Raw genomic sequence first — 20,387 nt, 5'->3', positions numbered from 1 at the left:
TAACTTTGTTTTATAATCCAGCTCCGAATTGGATTCCACCACCGCTGTAATTTAATTGAACATTTTTTTCTGGGAATGTTACTATTCCAAATTTTAATGTTACTACTGGGTAGTATCCTAATTTTTTATTGTCAGGTTTATCCCATTTCATTCCAGCACCGATTTCCCATTCAACATTTTCGAATCTATGACTTATTGTAGCCATTCCTAATGTTAATTTGTTTGCTCTTATTGCTGCTGACGAACTTTCGAAAATTTCTGGATCTGAAGCTTTTGGAGCTCCATCTTGTACATATTGTACTTTTGCTCCTACCCACCAAGGTTTATCAGGATCTTGTCCAAACATGTATTTTCCTTCAAGTTCATGTTTTCTGAAATTAAACGTACTTTTACGACCTGGCACATCTCTATAAATTCTATCTGGTCTTTCCATTATAAATTTATATCCCATAAAGAATTTTTCTAAGTATCCAGCTTCAATTTTGAATGTCAAGTCATTCAATCGGTCAATTCCTTTATAATTTGTTTTATGTAAAGAATCTGAACCGTCAATTTCCATATCTAATCCCACTTGGAAATATTTTTTACCTTTTCTTAAATCTTGTAATTTAGAATTAAAGTCATTCAAGTTAAATTTATTTTGTCTATATTTTTCTTCTTCAACATAACTTTTATACGCTTGTTCTTCTTCATTACTCAAAAATAACTGATCTTTAGTATCAATATTTATTTTATCAATTTGATTATTAGAATTAGCAATCGAAAATTCTTTTGTATTTGAATCTTGTACTAATTTTATATCCTGATTTTCATTCGCAACCTTTTCAGTTTCTTCAGTTTTATCTTTTGCATATTTTGGTTTAGCATTATTTTCATATCTATATAACAAACTAATTGTTGTATAATCACTTCCAGAAGAATAAACGTCATCCGTTGCATTAGTCGGTGTTGCATTTATATCTCTATATTTTTTCTTTCCAAAACCGTAACTAGCTCTAAAATAATGATCTGATTCAAACTTTTTATTTTTCATTTTTGTTGTATCATAAACGAAACCGAATCTATGTAAATTCGTTTTCAATTTTAAATCAGGAGTTCCAAAAGTTGCACTATTTCCGTAAATATCATTTATTTGATTCATTACATTTGAATATTCTACTCCCCATTCATTAAAATTAACTCCGAATGTTCTGTCTCGATAGGCTTCCTTATATTTCTTTCTGTCCCATCCTATAGTTTCGTTATATGGAAAATATCGTTTATTTCTATCAGAATATCTATATAAAAATGCATTGTCATTATCTGTTACATATCCATATTGAACTTCTCTGTTAAACGTTTGTTCTGATCTAAAATTTTCAAATTCATATTCGTCATTTCTCTCAAAATCTAAACTCACAAAACGTTTATTATCAATATCAGCCTTCAAATAATTTCTTACGTAACGATTTTTTAACCAATTATCAACTGCATGTTTATCATCTCTCATTGTTAAAATATAATTGAAATTTACATTCCCAATACTATATCTAAAATTATTTTTTAATCCTAAAACATCAGTCGGTGTTTCGATGATATCATATCCATTGAACATCGTTCTTTTCGCATCAACTTTTTGGAATGTAAAATCTGCATCATTTACAACTTTTACGTCATATTTATTATTTGTTTTTGCAGTATTGTCAAAAATTGTAGTATACAATTTTGCATTTAATGCTCCAATATTTACTGCTGGTTTTTGTTTCATCGGATTTCCACTTGCATCTGTTGCTAATTTATATCCAGTTGTCGAATTAACATCTTCTATTTTTCTACCACCACTAAATTCTGGAATGTAAGTATTCTCGTAATCTCTCGCTTCAATACTAAAATCATATGAAATATACGAATCTTTCAATGGAATATCAATTCTATCATTTCCTACATTGAACTTTTGTGATCTATATTTTTCAGAAATAATTTTTTTCGCTCTTCTGATTCTTTCAGCATCTTCGTAAACTTTGTATGTTTTACTGTTTGCATCTGCCGTCAAATCCAAAAATAAATTATTATAATTAGGATTATCTCTTGTGTAATCGTATTCATACTCTTTTCGTTTTACATCAACTTGTTTTGTTTGAGCTCCAAAATATAATGTATTTGTCAAATTTTGGTATGCTGTTCTTGGCTCGTATCCAAAAAATTCACTTTTTTTGAAAGGATAATAATTTCCAAAAGTCATAGATTGCTCTTTTCGCTTATCATAAGCCACTTTTGGAACCCATCTAATTGTACCAGTTTCCAATGAATACCAATCTGCATCGTCACGCTCTCTCATTCCACGTACTTCTCCGTATTCATCTTTATCTGAATTTAAATACTCAAAACGAATTTTAGGTCCTCTCAAATCTATAAAATAATTTCTTTTTTTCCTATACGAGTTTAAGTCTCCCACATATCCTGGATTAATATCCATAAATTCTTCATTGTCTACTCCAACAGAAACATCGTTATTTCCATTGATATATTTTACACTTTTATACAAATCAACATCAGTTTTTCTAGGGTCAAGTTCGTCTCTATCAACGATATCATCATTAATTTTTGTCAACTCTCTTAATGCTTCCCTATCAGATGTCCAATTGTAATTTAAATTAAATTCTCCATTTCTTCCAAGCTCTTGATCAATCTTAAAGTCATAAAGTCCGATTTTATTATACTTATTAACATAAGCTGTATAATCGTCATTCAATTTAACACCATCTACAGCTCTCATCAAATTTGTAGTCATATTTTTATAATTCAAATTCCATATTCCGTAACCTAAATCATAAAATTTTCTGTCTTCCGCCTCTTTTTTTGGTGTACTAACAAATTTATGATTTAATGAAAAATCCCATTCTCTTTTACGGTTACCAATCGGAACAACCAATCTATTTATAAATATATTTCCGCTATTCCCATTTGAAAAATTATAATCATTAGAAAATTTTAATGCTAATTTTTTCTTTGCACTAAGCTCAAAATCTACAAATCCCTGTGCTAATGGACCTTTATCATAATCAAATCCCCATATTCCATACAATCCTCTATCGCTATCTGATCCAATATACGGAAATAATGTCGCTCTCTGACTTTGCGGTTTTAAGGAAACCACATAGTACGGTAATTTCAGCCAAGTTTTCCCAGCTGCAACTATACCAATATCTTTGGCGACAACTTTTCTATTAGGGTATATATCCAATTCTCTCGAATTCACCTTATAATTTGGCTTTTCATACGGACTTGATGTAAACCAACCATTTTTTACGGTTATTTTTCTTGGTGATTGTTTTCCTGAAGATTTTTTAGGATCTGGCTCTTCACTCAGTATTTCTTCACCACCATATCTTAATTTTAAATTCACATCATAACTTTCAGCACCAAACATTTTGGCCTTTCTATTATCCATATCATAAACTACTTGATCTGCCTTTATAATTTGCGAACCTTGATTGAATTCGACATTTCCATGAGCAAAAATTATATTTTTTTTAGCCAATTTTTTCAAATTATCGGCTTGAATAGTAACATCATTATATTTCAATGATACGTTACCTTTTGTTTCTATTGATTCCTTCTCTAAATCGATTACTGATTTTTGTGTTTCTAATTCTATAACTCCATTTTCTGCCTTTAATCTTGCAAAAAGTAAAATATAGAACAGCAAAATCAATACTTGTTTATGTTTTATTTTTCTCATATTTTCAACCTTTTTTAAGTTTTTTGTCTTTTGAATTATATCATTTTTTTATATAAAAAACAATTCATTGTCACACAATCAATCAATTTAGCAATTTATTTATTTTTTCCCATTCTCTATAATATTCGTAAATTCAATAAACTTCTCTTTCGTTTCTTCCAGATATTTCTGATCTCCAACCAAAGTCTCTATTTTATCAAAAATACTGTGCCACGCTTTATAAACTTCTGGCATAATTTTTTGCCCTTCATCAGTTATTTTTGTATAGGAATGTTTTCCAATTTTTATTCTTTCAACATATCCTTTTGCAGCCAATTTGTCAACAAATCTCGTAACTGTCGAAGGAGCTATCGTCAATGCTTCTGAAATTTCATTCACAGACAATCCTTTTGGTTCCTCTTGTAACAACACTAACAAAAATGCATGCGTCGAACACATATTCATTCCTTCAAACGATTCTTCGGCTATTTTATTTAGAAGTCTAAACATTTTCGAGATAGTAAAATATAAACAGCCATTTATTTTTTCTTCTCCTTTACTACATCCCATTTTTTCTCTCCTTAAATTTTGTTTGTATGTACATATACTATATCATATTTTTACTTTTGTCAATCACTCTTATTCTATTTTCGCACCTATTTTTAAGACTGGAAAATAAAATTCCAAAACTTTTTTTATAATTACATAAACAGGAATTGCAATAAAGGCTCCTCCCATTCCAAATAAAGCTCCTCCAATTAAAACTACTAAAAGCGTCGTAATTGGATGAATATTAACACTTTTACTAGTTAACCATGGTTTTATTATATTCGCTTCTACAGTTTGAATAATTGTAATAAACACGACTATCCATAATGCCAATTGCCACGATTTTGTTATTGCAAAAAGAACTACTGGCACCAATCCGATAAAAGGCCCTAAAAATGGAATAACATTTCCAAAACCAATAATCATCGAGAACAATAAACTATAATCTAATTTCACAAAATAAAATATAATATAAGATAAAACTCCCACAATCAAACTGTCTATAATCGTTACCTTTATATAATCTCCTATTGATTTATCAATTTCTTTTATCAAATTTTTTTCTTTGCTCAAATCCAAAGCATCCAATCTATTTTTAACGCCTCTTTCTATCGAATCATAGCTAAAAATCAACATTATCGTAAAAATTGGCGTCATAAATAATAGCGTAAAAGTACTGCTCATCAATGAAAAACTTGAACTCAAAACTTTTAACACATTACTAATAATCGCATCTTTTGAATTTAATATTGTCGTTTTTAAATCAATATTATTATCTTCTAAAAACTTAAACGTATTTTTTTGAAATTGGTCTTGATTCTTTATAAAAAATTCAATTAATCCTGATAATTGTTTAGTTACAAGCGGAATTATTGTCAAAACGATATACAAAAAAATCGCACAAAATATTGTTAAAACAACTAAAATTGCTAAATTTCTATTTAATCTTATTTTCCCATCCACTTTTTTTATCAATTTTTTTTGCTTCTCTTCATCATCTGAAACACTTATCATATCTATAATTGGCATCAATGCATACACAATTATAAACGACAAAATGAAAGGAAAAATCGTACTTATCACTAAATTAATCGGTTTCACAAAATATTCGTAAACTTTAAAAAATAACAATATTGTCAATAAAGTCAACACACTCACAATCAAAATATTACGAATTTTTGTAAATTTTTCTTCATTATAAAATTTCATTAATTCATTTCCTTCCTTTTAACGTTTAGTAAGCACTGTTTTTTCTGTTAAATACAATGTCAATTGGGCATCCTTCAAATCCAAAATACTCTCTCAATTTGTTTTCAATGTATCTTTGGTACGAAAAATGAATTAAATCTGGATTGTTTGAGAAAAATACAAATTTTGGCGGTGCTTGGCTTACTTGAGTCGCATAATTGATTTTAACGGCTCTACCTTTTCTCGTAGGAACAGGATTTTGTGCAATTATTTCTGCTAAAATTTGATTCAATAATCCAGTTGTTATTTTCTTATGATATTCTTCGTTAATAAATCTCGCTTGCTCTAAAATATTTATTGTTCTTTTTCCAGTCAACGCTGATATTGTCACAATCGGCGCATAATCTAAAAATGACAAATCTGCTTTTACCAACTCAGTAAATTCCTTCACACTATTATTATTTTTTTCAATTAAATCCCATTTATTAACTGCAATAATAATTGGTTTTCTCTCTTCATAAATCAATCCCACAACTCTTTTATCTTGATCTGTTAACAACTCTGTCGCATCTAACATCAATACACAAACATCTGCTCTTTTTATTGATTTTACCGCTCTCAAAACACTGTAATATTCTATTGAATCCTCAACTTTTGATTTTCTTCTAATCCCAGCTGTATCAATCAATGTGAATTTATCCCCATCGTATTTCAAGCTAGAATCAATCGCATCTCTAGTCGTTCCAGCCATATCACTTACAATTGAACGTTCCTCATTCAATAATTTATTTACTAGCGAAGATTTCCCAGCATTTGGTCTTCCCAGGATTGCTATTTTCAAACTATCTTCTTCCTCAACCTCTTTTTCATCATCAAATTTTTCAACTACTGCATCCAACAAATCACCTAAATTTGTTTTGTGTTCTCCAGAAATTCCAATAACTTCCTCAAATCCTAACGCATAAAATTCCAAAATATTTTCTTGGTCTCTCATATAATTATCAATTTTATTAACGGCCACAACTACTTTTTTATCCTGTTTTCTCAAAACATTTGCTACATCTTCATCTAACCCAGTAATTCCAGCTTTTCCATCTACCAAAAAAATTATTACATCAGCTTCATCAATAGCTACTTGGGCCTGTTGTTTAATTTTACTCATCATAAAATCATTTGTTCTTGGTTCAAGTCCACCTGTATCTACTAATAAAAATTCTTTCCCAGACCACTCTGTTTCTCTATAAAGTCTATCTCTTGTTACTCCTGGCTCATTTTTAACAATTGACAACCTATCTCCTATCAATTTGTTAAATAACGTTGATTTTCCCACATTCGGTCTCCCGACGATTGCGACTACTTGTTTCATTTTTTCCTCCTAAAATTATTTATATCTTTTTTTGATTTTTTTGTTACTATGTATTTTACTATTTTTTTTAATTTTTCACAACAAAATTTTTCTTGAAAACTCAATTATTGCTATAACTTTTTAGTTTTTTTTAATTTCTAAATATAATTTTTTATGCCACAATTATATGCTCAATCTAAAAATACTTAAAATTTTATCACTATCAACTTTGGCATTTCATTTAATTTCTCTTCAATTTCCGCATTTGCACTAATTTTCATAGTAACTCTATCTGCATAATTTTTTTCTAAAATTTCAATATTGTACACATTTTGATTTGCATTTAAAAATGCTTCAATTTCCGAAGTATATTCGTAATCATAATCAATTATGAATGTTGATTTTTCTACATATTTTATAATTTCTGCTTCATTTACTGCTAATTTTGCTGTTTTCGCATAATTTCTTATTAAACCTCCAGCACCTAGCTTTATACCACCAAAATATCTTGTTGCAACTAAGGCGACATTATATACATTTAAAATATTTAATATTTCTGCCATTGGCTTCCCTGCTGTGTTTGTCGGCTCTCCGTCATCATTATACTTGAAATATTCTTGTCCATTTTCAATTACTCGATAAAGTGGCACATTATGCGTGGCATTTGGGTGCATTTCTTTTATTCCGTTTATAAATTTTTCTGCTTCCCTTACGCTTGAAACTGGTTTTATGTAACCTATAAATTTCGATTTTTTTTCCTCAAATTCAATTATTGTTTCTTTTGCTACTGTATTCAATTTTTTCCCTCCTCACTTTTTTAAAACTTCCACGACTAAAATTATGAATACTTAATATTTAATAAAAATAAATCTCAGATAACCTATTTTCAAGTAAATTAAGTATATCTGAGTTTTTATTTTACGGTAATTTTTTTCAATAAATAATATAATCTATAATTACCCTATTTATCTATCTTATCCCATATTTAATATTATTTCAAAAAATTTTATTGAATAGTCACATATTCTTCTAATTGCTGATATTTCTTCGTCTTAACAAATTCTTTTTGCATTTTTTCATAATCTGCATTTGTTAATTTTTTAGCATCTTCGCCATTAGAATATGAACTCTTCATAAATAACGCTAATTCAACCAGTTGAAAAGCCTCTTTATCCTCATCATAGTTATCTTTTAACACTTTTTCAGAAACTTTCGCATTCTCAATATCATTTATGTAATCTTCAAACATTTTCTTCTTATTTCCTGTCTCTAAATATTTTTCAGATTTTTCCATAAATTTTTTCAAAACATCAGCATATTCTTGACTATTTAATTCTTTCTCAACCTTTTTACCAGTTGTATTTTTTCTTACAACAACTGTATTTTTCACATTTTTTTGCACTTCAATTTTTCTTAAAGATTTTGCACTTCCTAAAAAACTTATACTTGCGATGACCAATCCCAATGTAATTACTTTTTTCAACATTTTAAACTCTCCTTTAATTCCCATTATTCGACAATCTGTCAAAATTCTCTGTAAATTAATAGTTATAATATCATAAAACAAAATAATTTTCTAGCATTTATTTTAAAAATTCTTCTAAAAATTTGTTATCTTCTTTCATTTTAGCTCTAACTTTTTTAGCAATTGGACTCACATCCAATATTTTATAATTTTCTTTCATAAGCGTTTTATCTTCTAGCTTATCATTTATTCCTAAAATACTAAAAAATAACACCATTTCTCTCTGAAAATTATAGTCAAGCATTTCGTTCGAAACTTTTTCTCCTAAAATATTATTTATGTAATCACTAACAGCTTTTGCATATTCCTTTTTATCTGAATCTAACATTGACTTACTCAAATAATAAGTCAGTTTCATTCCTCTGTATTCTTCATCTGACATTCTATACATATCACGAATTTTTTTATCAGATAAAGCATTTAACACATTTTCTAAAATCTTTTGTTTCTTCTTTTCATCTTTTTCTTGAGAAGCATCTAAAATTTTCAACATAAAGCTATCTCCGTATCTAGCTTTTACCTTTTCATAATATTCTTTTTTCTTTTTTGTATCATTCATAGCATCATAATATCTATATGTTAAAAGCAATTGATCATATTCATACGGATTATACTTCACAAATTCATCCAAATATTTTTTTGCTTTATTCAAGTCTTTTTTAGAACCTACTAAATATAAATTTATTAATTTTCCTAAAACTACATAATTCTTATTGTTTTTACTTAATAAACCTTCTAAATCTTTTTTTTGAGCTTCAAGAGCTTTTTCATCATTTATAAATTGAGGCGAATCCCTCAAATCATAATCTATTTTTATTGTACTATTTATAATATCTCTGCTTGCACCTATTTTTGTTAAATCACTTCGTATTATTTCCTTTTTTGTATACGCATTTCCTACGACACTTCCAAAAATAAAAAACATCGCAACTGCTAATTTCTTCTTCATTCTATATCCCAAAACTCCCTTGTCTCCTTTACTTTCTATACCTTCATTGTCTGATTCCATAATTCGTCCATTTCCAAACTGAAAACTTTATTTAAAAATTCTGAATCTTTATCAGTTTCTTCCTTAATTCTTTTAGAAATCCGTGTTTGCTCCAATTTGTCAGCATTTTCCTCACGCAATCCTATATTTTGAATTTCCTCATTCATTATTGTAACATTAAAAAACAAAATTACTTCTGCTCGTAAATTGTAATCTTCTACTTCTCTACTTACATTCGTAGAAGCCACTTCTTTTAAGTATTCCTCGACTCCTTTTTCAATCTCACCATTATTATAATGATCTCTCAATCGGTTCAAGTAATACGTCAATTTCATAAAATAAAAAGCCTCGTCAGAAAGACCAACCTCTTTTCTAAAGCTCTCTTTTTCCATCAAACTCAATACTTTTTTCGTCAAAATTTCACGTTTATTTGCATCTTCAGTTTGATATAATTTTATCAATTCCCAAATAGGTTTGTTTTTATACTTTTTCTCTAGCTCAGTCATATATTTATTAAATTCTTCTAAATTTCCAATTCCTCGATAATACACCATTTTTGAAAAAATCTTCTCATATTCGTAAGGCGTATATTGCACAAATAAATCTAAATATTTTTCATAATTTGAACCAATTTTTGACTCAAAAATCGTTATTAATGCTTGTGAAACTATATAATTTCTTTTATCTTTATCCAAAAGAGCTTCCAATTTTTTCACTCTCTCATTAATAATATTCTCATCATTCTCAAATGTTATCGTATCTCTTATTTCAAAATCTAATTTTATAGTTTCATCTATTATTTTTTGACTTACTCCGATTTTCGATAAAGTTTCTTGTATTTTCTCCTTTTGAGAAAATGCACTCAATTCAAGATTAGCTAACAAAAATACAGTCATTACCAATAGTGTCGTCCTTTTTATCTTAATCACTTCCTTTTTTATTTTTTTATCTAATCACAATTACATCAATTCTAACTCTATATTTACATTCATCAATTTTAAACAAAATGTTAAAATTTTTGAAAATACGTTTGCAAAAATTCCCGAATAAACAAAACAGAATACGATTACTATTCCATAATTTTCTATTTTATTATAGAAATTTTTTATTTTTTCTCCTGATATTGAATACAATATTCTCCCACCATCTAGCGGTGTCACAGGTATTAAATTAAAAATTGCTAATGATAAATTTATTACTAAAGTATATGTTGCTATCGTTATTATCATATTATTTGGTGTCAAAAATTCAACACTTATTTTTAAAATGATTAAAGCTATTATTGCTAAAATAAAATTCATAACAACTCCAGCAATCGCCACACAAAATAATCCCAATCTATGCGGTTTCAATTCTGAAAAATCAACTGGAACAGGCTTCAACCATCCAATCAAAAATTTCGAACCACTTAGCAATATTAAAATCGGTAACATCATTCCTGCAAAATCTAAATGTTTAATCGGATTCAGCGTTATTCTACCAGCATCCTTCGCTGTACTATCTCCAAATTTATAAGCCACATAACCATGAGCCACCTCATGAAATGTAACTGACAAAATGAAAATAATTATTGCAATTACAATGTCACACGAAATCCCCATATTAAATACACACATATACAAAAGTGACACGATTACTAATAAAAGAAAACACAATTTCAATTTCGTGTACTCAGGATTCAATATTTTAAATTTTTCATAATAATTTCTTATTTTTTTCATACGTTTCCTTCCAAATGTTTTCCGTATGGTTTATTATATCATACTTTTTATTTTTTTTCTTGTTTTTTTTAAAGTTTTCCTTTTTTTCTCTTACGATTATCTTTAAAACATTTGTAGCAGCACTTTGTATTTTTTTCGATTTTTGTACTTTATAAAAATCAACAAATTTTTATTTTTAAAGGCTTCAACAAATTTTTTTATAGTAAAAAATGAAGCTAATCCATAAAATATAATCCATTATAAATATATTTTTGCTTTTAATAATTTTAAAAAATTATTTATAATTCAAATACTTTTATGAAATAACTTCACTTATATAATTTATTTTTTAATTATTTCTTAATTAGATTCTCCAACGCCATAAATTTTCAACAATTCTTCCATTTCTTCTTTTTCTTCCATTTCAGCAACTTTTCTTACTGATAAAACAATTGATTTTTTTCTCTCATTTTCTTCAATAATAATCGCTTCAACTTCATCTCCCACAGAGAATTTTTCAGAAATATCTTTTAAGAATTCTTTTGTTAATTCTTTTTTAGGAATAATTCCATTAAATCTGTCAGTCAATTTAACTAAAACAAAATTTTCTTGGATTTCAACTATTTTCACAGTTAATTTATTCCCTTTTTTGTATAAAGCTGTAACTTCTTTCCAAGGAGAAGTTGTTAACTGCTTGATACTTCCAGCTAATTTTTTCTCAGCTTTATCAAATGAAATCACTTTGAATTCTACTGTATCACCTTTTTTATAAACTTTTTCTTCTTTTCTATCCCAAGAAAACTCGTTTTTGTGAATAAATACTTCAATTCCTTCTTCCAATTCCACAAAAATTCCATATTCTTGAATATTTCTTATTTTTCCTGAAAGAGTAGAATTAAAATCATAATTATCTTCTATTTTTTCCCATTTATCGTCTAATAATGCTTTTGAACTCAATGAAACTCTATTTTTTTCATCATTAAAGTCGATTATTTTAAATTTAATAATATCTCCAACATTGTATTTTGATGTTAAATTTGTTACTTTTCTGTAAGAAATATCCGAAATGTGTAACAATCCTTCAATATCTTTTTCAAGTGAAACTAATATTCCAAAATCAAACACTTCTGTAATCGGTCTTTCCAATACTTCACCAATTTGGTATTTTTCTTTCACTTTCTCCCAAGGATTTTCTTCCAATTGTTTTACACTTAATTTAACATTTTTTCTATCTTCTTCAATTTGAATAATTTTAGCTTCAATTTTATCATTTACATTATAGTTTTTCAACGCTTTTGCACCATTATGCCAAGCCAATTCAGAAACATGTACAAATCCATTATTTCCATCAACAGACACAATCAATCCAAAATCAAGAATTTCTTTAACTTCTGCAGTTACTACATCGCCTACTTTATGAGAACTCAAGAAAATTTCCCATGGATCTTGCGATAATTGTTTAATACTTAATTTCAATTTATGTTTTTCACTATCTTTTTCAATAATTTTCGCACTAACTTCTTCACCAATTCCAAATCTTTCAACTAAATCATTAACTTGATCCCATGAAACTTCTGAAATATGCACAAATCCAGTTGTTACTCCTAAATCTAAGATTACTCCAAAATCAAGAACTTCTTTAACTTTTCCAGTTACTACATCGCCTTCATTTATTGAATCAAAATATTTTTGTTCTTCTTCTTTTACTAAATCTGTTCTTGAAACAGTAATACTCTTTTTCGTTTTTTCTTTTATTATAAATTTGAATTCTTTTCCTGTATAATCTACATTTTTATCAAAACTTGACAATGAAAATGGTAAAAAAGCATTGTTTTTCCCAACTTTTACATTGTATCCACCTTTAATTTTTTTATCCACTTTTCCTGTCACAATTTCATTTACTTCATACGACGCAAATTCTCTCTCTTTATCAAGCACAAATTTAGAGACAATTATATTCTCTTCATCTTCTCTCAAAACCTTAACTTCTACAGTATCTCCAACATTAAAGTCTTTTATTTCACTACTTATAATTCTTCCTTCTTTTTTTGAACCTAAATCTAAGTATGAATATTCCATCTCTTTTCTAGTAATTATACCTTCAACGATATCTCCTGATTTTTTTTCTTCTGGTAAGAAGTCATCTAACATTTGCTCAAAATTAAAATCTTCCATGCTGTTATTTAGAAATTATTAAAATTTATTTTTAACAATTTCTTCTCCTTTCTCTGTTTATTTTTCTAATTTTATTTATAAAATTTTATTTTCCCCCTATATTTTAAAATTTTTTAATTATCTTCTTTCATTTCAAATCTCCAAAAATTTATTCTTCAAAAAATTTATCAACTTCTATCAATTTTTTCAAATTTTCCAATAATTCATTTTCATCCTCGCCATCGGCAATTAACGTAAGTTTTTCACCTTGCTCAGCTCCTAAAGTCATTATTCCAAAAACATTTTTGGCATCAACTTCTTCATCTTTTCTTTTGATTTTCAACGTTGATTTATATTTTTTTGCTAAACGTGCAATTAATGTTGCAGGTCTCGCATGAACACCTTGCTCATTTTTGATTTCCACTTCTAATATTTTCATAAATAAATCAACCCCTTTTTTTAACTTATCTTTGAAATTCTTGGTTCTTCTCTTAATTATACCATATGTAATGCCATATTTCAATTTTTTACAATTTTTTCGATAATCAAATTTTATGAATGAATTTCTACATTATATTTTACTAAAATAATTTATGAAATAAAAAAACAGCCTCACAAAAGTTTTTGACTAAAAAACTCGTTTGACTGCTTTTTATTTTATTCTTTTTTATTCACAAAATTTCTCAAATAAAATCACGAATATTTTTTATCTCATAATTATAATTAACAACAACATATTTATTACTAATTATTTTCTCTGTAATAATGCCATTCATCAACTTTTGTTCCATCTTTAAATTGGCATTTTCCTGTTTCGTTTCCATCTTTATCTTTTACATTGATTGATTTTCCACCATGTTTTTCACAAAAAACTGATGCTGGATTGGGTGTTCCAATCATTTTTTCGGGTTCTTTAGTTTCTTTTTTATTATTTTCTCTGTAATATTCCCATTCTTCTACTGTTGTTCCATCTTTTAATTTACAAACACCGAATTCTCCGTTTTTACTTTTTACAATAGTAGATTCTCCACCATTTTTAACACAAAATTCTGATGCTGGATTTGCCATTCCTATAACAGATTTTTTTGCTGTAACTTTTTTTGTTGTAGTTCTTTTTGTTGCAGCCATTCCTGTCATACAAGACGCTATCATTGCTATGCTTACCAACACTTTTAATTTTTTCATCTTATTTCTCCTTTTTATCTTTAATGTAAAAATATGATAACATATTTCCCTTTTTTTTTTTTACATTTTTTTCAATTAATTTTATTAGTATAATAAATAAAACTAATTTTAACAAAAATAATATTTCCTTCTAGTTTCTTTAAATTATAGTAAAATTGCTTTAAAACCAAATTTAAAAACGATGGCTATTTACTTAAAACCTAAATTTATAGAATTTTAGTAGTTTTATTTTAAATAGGTTCTAGTATCATAACAATCAGAGTAGATAATTATTCTTCAACTAAAAAAGCAAGGACTATAAAAATGCCCTTGCAAAAAAACTATTTTATTTATTTTGACTAAAATGAATCTGGTGATGAAACAACGTTCAAGTTTTCATCTATTTCAAAAATTAATGGTTTTCCAGTTGTTAAGTTTAATTTCAAGATATCTTCATCTGAAATATTTAACAAATATTTTATTAATGCTCTCAAGCTGTTTCCATGAGCTGCTACAATAACGTTTTTACCTTCTTTTAAGCTTTTTGAAATATCTGAATGCCAGTAAGGTAACACTCTTGCGATTGTATCTTTCAAACTTTCTCCAAGTGGTGCTTCTTCATCAGTTAAATCAGCATATCTTCTGTCTGATTTTGGATAATATTCACTTGATTTGTCAATTGCAGGTGGTGCAACATCAAAACTTCTTCTCCAAATAAGAACTTGATCATCTCCGTATTTTTTAGCAGTTTCTGCTTTGTTTAATCCTTGTAATGCACCATAGTGTCTTTCATTCAATCTCCAAGATTTATAAATTGGAATATACAATTCATCCAATTCTTCCAAAACATAATTTAAAGTTTTAATAGCTCTTTTTAAGTAAGATGTGTAAGCAACATCGAAAACTAATCCTTTTTCTCTTAATGCTTTCCCTCCTGCTTTTGCTTCTTCAACTCCTTTAGGACTCAAATCCACATCTTTCCAACCAGTAAATTTGTTTTCCAAATTCCATTGGCTTTCACCATGTCTGATTAATACTAATTTCATAAGTTTCCTCCTTAAAATAATATTTTTATTAATGTCACTCATTTTATGCTTAAAAACATAAAAATATTGTGTTATTTATAAACTTTTTTTATTTGATAGTAACTTAGTTTTAAAAAATTAACTATTTTTCTTCAACTTCCACAACTGTTTCTGAAACAGCTGTATTTGTAGATAATTCTTTTTCAGCAATTAAATCTTCAAGACGTTCTTTTGTTGTCATCAATTCTTCAAGATTCATGTTATCGTAAGTTGCTTCTGAAGATGTTTTTATATTTATCCCTTGTTTTCTTAAAAAACTGTCAACTTTACTTTGATTTTTTTTGTATAAATAGTAACCAACTGCAACTGTTCCCACTCCAACTGCCGCTCCCACTAAATGCTCTTTCTTTATGCTTCCGAATTTTATCATTTTATTACCTCCAAATTTTTAATTTATTTATTATATTTTTTCAAATAATTATATATTAATATTTTTTTATAACTATGTGAATTACTCCTACTTGTAGAATCTGGTGATTTCTTGATATCTTTTGTTAAATTCTTTTACTTTAAATCACAATTTATTTCAAAGCTATATATTTATCATCCGAATCTTCATCTGATCTCTTGCTAAAGAATATATGATCTATTAAATCACTTACATTCTCAATAGTTTTATCATTTTTCACATCCACAACATAATGGAATTTCCCATTTTCAGCTTTTAACCGATAAATTCTCACTTCTTTATTCGATACATTATTTAATACAAGGTGTCGTCCAAAAGTTGTAAGCCACATAAGTGCTATTGCTGTAACTGATCTATTTGCCATATAGGATCTTAAAAGATACAATGCTGGTAAAATTTCAATGTCAAAGAAACCTTTTCGTTGTGTTTCCATATAGGCGTGTTCCATAATTGCCGCTGTTGTAAGTCCCGCTGTAAAATTGTTTATATCCAATTGTAATTTTTCAATTTTACTTTTTCCAAGTCCGTACAAGAAAGAAAGCAAAATCGCAGCTCCAGAATATACAGACAACGAATCTATTGATTTTTCTTCAAAATCTTCCACTAATTTTACCGAAGTCATCCCGTGCTCAACTGATAATGCTGTCGCAGTTCGATAAATCACTTCATCAATCGTAATTTCCTCTGGCTCAAAAGTTATAAGCAATGTATTTATAGTTTTATTATATCGTAAAGCTGTACTTTTTGCTCCAACTTTTATTGTTTCAAAAAATTTTTTTGTGTCAATAATTTCGTGTGAAACTTTCAATCTGACACGATTCGGTAATTTATGCAATACCGTTAAAGTTAATTTTTTCATATAATTTCCTCCAAAATCAGATACGCCACAAAAATTCTATTTATTGACATCATATTTTAGAAGTCTTAATGAATTTCCAACTACTAAAATTGTTATTGAATTATGTAAAACTGAACTATATATTGCTGGTAGCAATCCTGTCGCACCTAATACAAGTGCAAAACTGTTTATTCCAATCGCCATCACAAAATTTTGTTTTATAATTTTTACAGTATTTTTAGCTAAACCGATTACAGCTGGTATTAACAACGGATCGTCAGAAGTTATTGTAACATCGGCAGCTTCCATTGCAACATCTGTTCTAGTACTTCCGAGTGCTATTCCTACATTTGCGTAAGAAAGAGCTGGAGCATCGTTTATTCCATCTCCAATCATAATAACTTTTGATCCGATTGAACGGAATTTCAAGATATCTTTTGCCTTATCTTCTGGTAACAATTCAGATTCATATCTATCCATTGACATACTATTTGCAATGGTTTCAGCCTGTTGTCTCAAGTCTCCTGTAAGTAGCACAATATCGTCTATTCCTTGATTTCTCAAACGGTTCATAGCTTTTTTGATATTTTCTCTTGGTGGATCAGAAACTCCGATTACACCGATTAAATTCTCATTTTTAGCCACATAAATAACGATTTCTCCATTATTTTGCATTCCTTTTACCACGTCAACTGACATCTCTACCGAAATATTATTTTCTTCCATGTATCTTCTGCTTCCCACACGAATAATATCCTTATTTACATAAGTTTCAATTCCTCTCGCCACTCTAATTACATCTTCTTTATGTCGTGGTATTTTTAATCCTCTATTTCTTACTTCGTTTAAAATTGCACTCGCCAAAGGGTGTGTAGAAGTTTCTTCAGCAGCCGCAGCTAATGCAATCATTCTATTATCTTTCATATTTTTAGCAAAAGTTTTTACTGTTTGAACTTTAGGTTTTCCTTCTGTAATTGTTCCAGTTTTATCAAATATTACAGTATCAGCCTTTGAAAGTTCTTCCAAATAATTGCTTCCCTTAATCAAAATTCCATTTTTAGCAGCTGTATTAATTGAAGCAGAAAATGCTGTCGCTGTCGACAATCTTATTCCGCATGAATAGTCAATTACAAGCATACTCAACGCCTTTTGTAAATTTCTAGTTGAAGCATAAACTATTCCAGCAAGAAGGAAATTTAACGGTATCAACTGTGCAGAAAATGCATCGGCGTAAGATTGAATGTCCGCTTTGTTAAATGAAGCATCTTCCACCAATTTTATAATTCTTGAAGCCGTTCTATCATCTCCAACTTTTTCAGCTCTTACAGTAATATTTCCACTTTTCAAAAGTGTTCCAGCAAAAACTTCCTGTCCTGTTTCCTTTTTAACAGGCATATATTCTCCAGTAATCGCCGATTGGTCAATTACCGCACTTCCCTTTTCAATTGTTCCATCAACACTTATTTTTTCTCCAGTTTGAACAAGTATCAAATCACCTTTTTTAATTTCTTCAATTGGAACTTTTTTCGCCACTTGGTCTTCATCTTCAGATGCTTTCCAAACATAGCTTTCTCCAACACTTAGCATGTCTTTAATTACACCACGAGTTTTTTTCATAGTATAAGCTGTCAAAAGTTCTGCAATTCTTTCTAAAATCATAATTGTCAAAGCTGTTCGCTCACTTCCCAAAGCGATACTACTTACAATCGCCGTAGAACTCAATGTATCCGCATTCGGGCGCTTATTCTGAATCAATGATAAAATTCCATTTTTTAAAACAGGCAATGCCAAAGAAATTGTTGAAATAGTTTTGTAATTAAATAATCTTCTAATTCCAGTCAATTTTGTTTTTGGACCTGGAAGCAAAAGCAATAATACTGCCGCTCCAATATTTTTCATAATTTCTTTTGGTGATTCTTCCTGTAATCGTCTTTCTATCACATATTTATTCGATGCTTGTTTTTTCTCATTTTTGTAAATATCCACCAAATACCCATTCAATGTATTTTGAAGCAAAGATACAAAATTTTCTCCAGTTAGCGAAAAGTTATCAAAATAAATAAGTACAGAACCTGTAATAGTTGAAATTTCAACACTTTTTATATAATGAACTTGCATTAAACGCTTTGTTATTTCTTCTTTGTGAACGCCAAGATATTTTAACGCTCTTGAACGAATTCTGATTCTCCCACGAATTTCATGCAAAATCTCACAATTTAGCAAATAATTTCTACCAGCCATAAAATTTTCCTTTCTTTTTATTCCACAAACTTAAAGTCTTTTTATCAAATCATAAAAAATTTCCAGATTATCTTCTATTTCTTTCAAAGATTTATTTTCATACAATTCAGGATGATTGACAACCGTTTTCCAAACTTTGTTCATCCATTCAAGTATTTCCTTTTCTGAAATCAAATTTGGATCATAATAAAGCAAAATTTTATTCGTTATATACGAATATTCAACACTTTTTATCCCTTTTTTTGATAAAATAAGTTTTTTTACTTCATTATCATATTTTTTTAATTCCTCTGGAACTTTTGATAAATTTGGAACAAATAGCCTAAGTCTTCCAGGAATACTGTGCACTACCTTTATCTGATTAAACATCAGATATGTTGTTCTAAAAAAATTTTCTAACATCTTTTTTCCTTTCAATTTTTTGTCTACTATTTTCTTTTCTCATCTGATAAAAGTCTAGAAGCCCACCATAACAATGTAGCTCCTTTAGGTAATCCTGGAACTTTCCATATTTTTTTTATTCCATAAAAAATAAAAATACCTGCAGTTAATGTCCTCAAATCCAAATAACCTTTACTCTTGTTATAAACAGCCATATCTGCTGATTCAAATATCTGCTTTAACAACTCTTTTATTCTCCCAGGTTTATTTTTCAAGGCTTCCTCATCCAAATGAAGCAATCTCAACACTACCAAATACAAAAAAGAACTTTCAATAACTTTTTCATCAAAATAAATCAGAATACTTCCAGTAATAGAATTAACTTCCACAGAATTTATTCCTTCTATTTTACAAATATTATTTAAAAATTCCTCTTTCAACTCTTCGTCATCTTTTAACACTTCCGTCTGCAATCGCAAACGTCCATTTTGATAATGTTTCACTTGAATAACGCCATAAAAACTTTGCAACATAAACTGACTCCTTAAACTTTTTTATAATTCATTATATACCTTTTCATTTTAAATTACAAGGTCGTTTCATCAGTAAATTGCGTTAATTTTTTCTCTTAATAAGCTAATTCCCTTATAAAAAGCCTACAACTTCTTGCTAAATTTTATTAAGATAATTTTTTTATTATTTTATAAAATCCTGAACCAATAAAAAGTATTACACCTGCAAAAATGATAAATATATCAAAAAGACCAATATTTTGACTCCTATTAATACAATTTTCTCTTTCTTTTGCATCAATAATACTTTCACAGTTTATTCTCCCTGAACTGCTTGAATGAGAACCACGACTTCTCCAAAAAGATGACGAATTTTCTTGCTCATCATCACCAGATTTTTTAGATTTTCCATCTCCTTCTCCATCTGAATGTCCTCTCGAATGCTCTCCGCTACTATGTTCTCCACCATAGTGACCACCATAATGATGACTTCCACCACTTCCATGAAAATGACCATGTCCACCACCATGAGAATGTCCGCCACCACCTCTTCTTACTAATTTTTCCATTTTGACCTCTCTTTCTTCACTCTTTTTCATTTTTTTCAA

At 28.4% G+C, this 20,387-nt stretch carries 19 protein-coding genes; all 19 read right to left on the bottom strand.

What is annotated here, in order from left to right:
• Positions 1–10 precede the first annotated feature (10 nt).
• A complete protein-coding gene (locus J4863_RS00395) occupies positions 11–3,721 on the bottom strand; it encodes an LPS-assembly protein LptD (RefSeq protein WP_211618492.1) in 3,711 nt (1,236 codons plus the stop codon).
• A 99-nt stretch (positions 3,722–3,820) separates the two neighbouring features.
• Positions 3,821–4,270 (bottom strand): MarR family winged helix-turn-helix transcriptional regulator, encoded by a 450-nt coding sequence (locus J4863_RS00390; protein ID WP_211618491.1) that lies wholly within the window; start codon positions 4,268–4,270, stop codon positions 3,821–3,823.
• A 69-nt stretch (positions 4,271–4,339) separates the two neighbouring features.
• Positions 4,340–5,458: an AI-2E family transporter gene (locus J4863_RS00385; RefSeq protein WP_211618490.1), complete on the bottom strand. Its 1,119-nt coding sequence runs from the start codon at positions 5,456–5,458 to the stop codon at positions 4,340–4,342.
• A 25-nt stretch (positions 5,459–5,483) separates the two neighbouring features.
• Complete coding sequence (gene der / locus J4863_RS00380; RefSeq protein ID WP_211618489.1) at positions 5,484–6,803, bottom strand: ribosome biogenesis GTPase Der; 1,320 nt, start codon at positions 6,801–6,803, stop codon at positions 5,484–5,486.
• A gap of 185 nt (positions 6,804–6,988) precedes the next feature.
• On the bottom strand, positions 6,989–7,579 hold the full coding sequence (locus tag J4863_RS00375) for a YigZ family protein (RefSeq protein WP_211618488.1): 591 nt from the start codon (positions 7,577–7,579) through the stop codon (positions 6,989–6,991).
• Between the two features lie 209 nt (positions 7,580–7,788).
• Positions 7,789–8,268 carry a hypothetical protein gene (locus J4863_RS00370; protein ID WP_211618487.1) on the bottom strand — a complete coding sequence of 160 codons (480 nt, stop codon included), beginning with the start codon at positions 8,266–8,268 and terminating at the stop codon, positions 7,789–7,791.
• Positions 8,269–8,365: 97 nt separating this feature from the next.
• Positions 8,366–9,316 carry a hypothetical protein gene (locus J4863_RS00365; protein WP_211618486.1) on the bottom strand — a complete coding sequence of 317 codons (951 nt, stop codon included), beginning with the start codon at positions 9,314–9,316 and terminating at the stop codon, positions 8,366–8,368.
• Positions 9,292–10,191, bottom strand: coding sequence for a hypothetical protein (locus tag J4863_RS00360; protein ID WP_211618485.1), 900 nt, complete (start codon positions 10,189–10,191; stop codon positions 9,292–9,294). Before J4863_RS00360 ends, J4863_RS00365 begins: the two co-directional genes overlap by 25 nt.
• 63 nt (positions 10,192–10,254) lie before the next feature.
• Positions 10,255–11,016: a site-2 protease family protein gene (locus J4863_RS00355; RefSeq protein ID WP_211618484.1), complete on the bottom strand. Its 762-nt coding sequence runs from the start codon at positions 11,014–11,016 to the stop codon at positions 10,255–10,257.
• A gap of 339 nt (positions 11,017–11,355) precedes the next feature.
• Positions 11,356–13,170, bottom strand: a complete 1,815-nt coding sequence (locus tag J4863_RS00350; RefSeq protein ID WP_211618483.1) for a S1 RNA-binding domain-containing protein — start codon at positions 13,168–13,170, stop codon at positions 11,356–11,358.
• Positions 13,171–13,318: 148 nt separating this feature from the next.
• Complete coding sequence (locus J4863_RS00345; protein WP_211618482.1) at positions 13,319–13,588, bottom strand: HPr family phosphocarrier protein; 270 nt, start codon at positions 13,586–13,588, stop codon at positions 13,319–13,321.
• Between the two features lie 305 nt (positions 13,589–13,893).
• Positions 13,894–14,334, bottom strand: coding sequence for a DUF333 domain-containing protein (locus J4863_RS00340; RefSeq protein ID WP_211618481.1), 441 nt, complete (start codon positions 14,332–14,334; stop codon positions 13,894–13,896).
• 338 nt (positions 14,335–14,672) lie between these two features.
• Positions 14,673–15,359, bottom strand: a complete 687-nt coding sequence (gene gpmA / locus J4863_RS00335; protein WP_211618480.1) for a 2,3-diphosphoglycerate-dependent phosphoglycerate mutase — start codon at positions 15,357–15,359, stop codon at positions 14,673–14,675.
• A 121-nt stretch (positions 15,360–15,480) separates the two neighbouring features.
• Positions 15,481–15,768 (bottom strand): hypothetical protein, encoded by a 288-nt coding sequence (locus J4863_RS00330; RefSeq protein WP_178938259.1) that lies wholly within the window; start codon positions 15,766–15,768, stop codon positions 15,481–15,483.
• 151 nt (positions 15,769–15,919) lie between these two features.
• Positions 15,920–16,666 carry a hypothetical protein gene (locus J4863_RS00325; protein ID WP_211618479.1) on the bottom strand — a complete coding sequence of 249 codons (747 nt, stop codon included), beginning with the start codon at positions 16,664–16,666 and terminating at the stop codon, positions 15,920–15,922.
• Positions 16,667–16,702: 36 nt separating this feature from the next.
• Positions 16,703–18,886 carry a heavy metal translocating P-type ATPase gene (locus J4863_RS00320; protein WP_211618478.1) on the bottom strand — a complete coding sequence of 728 codons (2,184 nt, stop codon included), beginning with the start codon at positions 18,884–18,886 and terminating at the stop codon, positions 16,703–16,705.
• A gap of 30 nt (positions 18,887–18,916) precedes the next feature.
• Entirely contained in the window at positions 18,917–19,288 is a 372-nt protein-coding gene (locus J4863_RS00315) for an HMA2 domain-containing protein (RefSeq protein WP_211615234.1), read from the bottom strand.
• A gap of 26 nt (positions 19,289–19,314) precedes the next feature.
• The gene (locus J4863_RS00310; RefSeq protein WP_211618477.1) at positions 19,315–19,800 is read right to left on the bottom strand and encodes an HMA2 domain-containing protein; all 486 of its coding nucleotides are present in this window, start codon (positions 19,798–19,800) and stop codon (positions 19,315–19,317) included.
• A gap of 146 nt (positions 19,801–19,946) precedes the next feature.
• Positions 19,947–20,348, bottom strand: a complete 402-nt coding sequence (locus J4863_RS00305) for a zinc transporter 7-A (RefSeq protein WP_211618476.1) — start codon at positions 20,346–20,348, stop codon at positions 19,947–19,949.
• Between the last annotated feature and the right edge of the window lie 39 nt (positions 20,349–20,387).

Source organism: Leptotrichia sp. oral taxon 221, assembly GCF_018128245.1.
GTDB lineage: Bacteria > Fusobacteriota > Fusobacteriia > Fusobacteriales > Leptotrichiaceae > JABCPH02.
This window is presented reverse-complemented; position numbering and strand designations above follow the sequence as displayed.

Coding starts and splice junctions, on each gene's coding strand:
- J4863_RS00395 (WP_211618492.1), bottom strand. CDS start 3,721: ATGAGAAAAATAAAACATAAACAAGTATTGATTTTGCTGTTCTATATT.
- J4863_RS00390 (WP_211618491.1), bottom strand. CDS start 4,270: ATGGGATGTAGTAAAGGAGAAGAAAAAATAAATGGCTGTTTATATTTT.
- J4863_RS00385 (WP_211618490.1), bottom strand. CDS start 5,458: ATGAAATTTTATAATGAAGAAAAATTTACAAAAATTCGTAATATTTTG.
- der (WP_211618489.1), bottom strand. CDS start 6,803: ATGAAACAAGTAGTCGCAATCGTCGGGAGACCGAATGTGGGAAAATCA.
- J4863_RS00370 (WP_211618487.1), bottom strand. CDS start 8,268: ATGTTGAAAAAAGTAATTACATTGGGATTGGTCATCGCAAGTATAAGT.
- J4863_RS00365 (WP_211618486.1), bottom strand. CDS start 9,316: ATGGAATCAGACAATGAAGGTATAGAAAGTAAAGGAGACAAGGGAGTT.
- J4863_RS00360 (WP_211618485.1), bottom strand. CDS start 10,191: ATGACTGTATTTTTGTTAGCTAATCTTGAATTGAGTGCATTTTCTCAA.
- J4863_RS00355 (WP_211618484.1), bottom strand. CDS start 11,016: ATGAAAAAAATAAGAAATTATTATGAAAAATTTAAAATATTGAATCCT.
- J4863_RS00350 (WP_211618483.1), bottom strand. CDS start 13,170: ATGGAAGATTTTAATTTTGAGCAAATGTTAGATGACTTCTTACCAGAA.
- J4863_RS00345 (WP_211618482.1), bottom strand. CDS start 13,588: ATGAAAATATTAGAAGTGGAAATCAAAAATGAGCAAGGTGTTCATGCG.
- J4863_RS00340 (WP_211618481.1), bottom strand. CDS start 14,334: ATGAAAAAATTAAAAGTGTTGGTAAGCATAGCAATGATAGCGTCTTGT.
- gpmA (WP_211618480.1), bottom strand. CDS start 15,359: ATGAAATTAGTATTAATCAGACATGGTGAAAGCCAATGGAATTTGGAA.
- J4863_RS00330 (WP_178938259.1), bottom strand. CDS start 15,768: ATGATAAAATTCGGAAGCATAAAGAAAGAGCATTTAGTGGGAGCGGCA.
- J4863_RS00325 (WP_211618479.1), bottom strand. CDS start 16,666: ATGAAAAAATTAACTTTAACGGTATTGCATAAATTACCGAATCGTGTC.
- J4863_RS00320 (WP_211618478.1), bottom strand. CDS start 18,886: ATGGCTGGTAGAAATTATTTGCTAAATTGTGAGATTTTGCATGAAATT.
- J4863_RS00315 (WP_211615234.1), bottom strand. CDS start 19,288: ATGTTAGAAAATTTTTTTAGAACAACATATCTGATGTTTAATCAGATA.
- J4863_RS00310 (WP_211618477.1), bottom strand. CDS start 19,800: ATGTTGCAAAGTTTTTATGGCGTTATTCAAGTGAAACATTATCAAAAT.
- J4863_RS00305 (WP_211618476.1), bottom strand. CDS start 20,348: ATGGAAAAATTAGTAAGAAGAGGTGGTGGCGGACATTCTCATGGTGGT.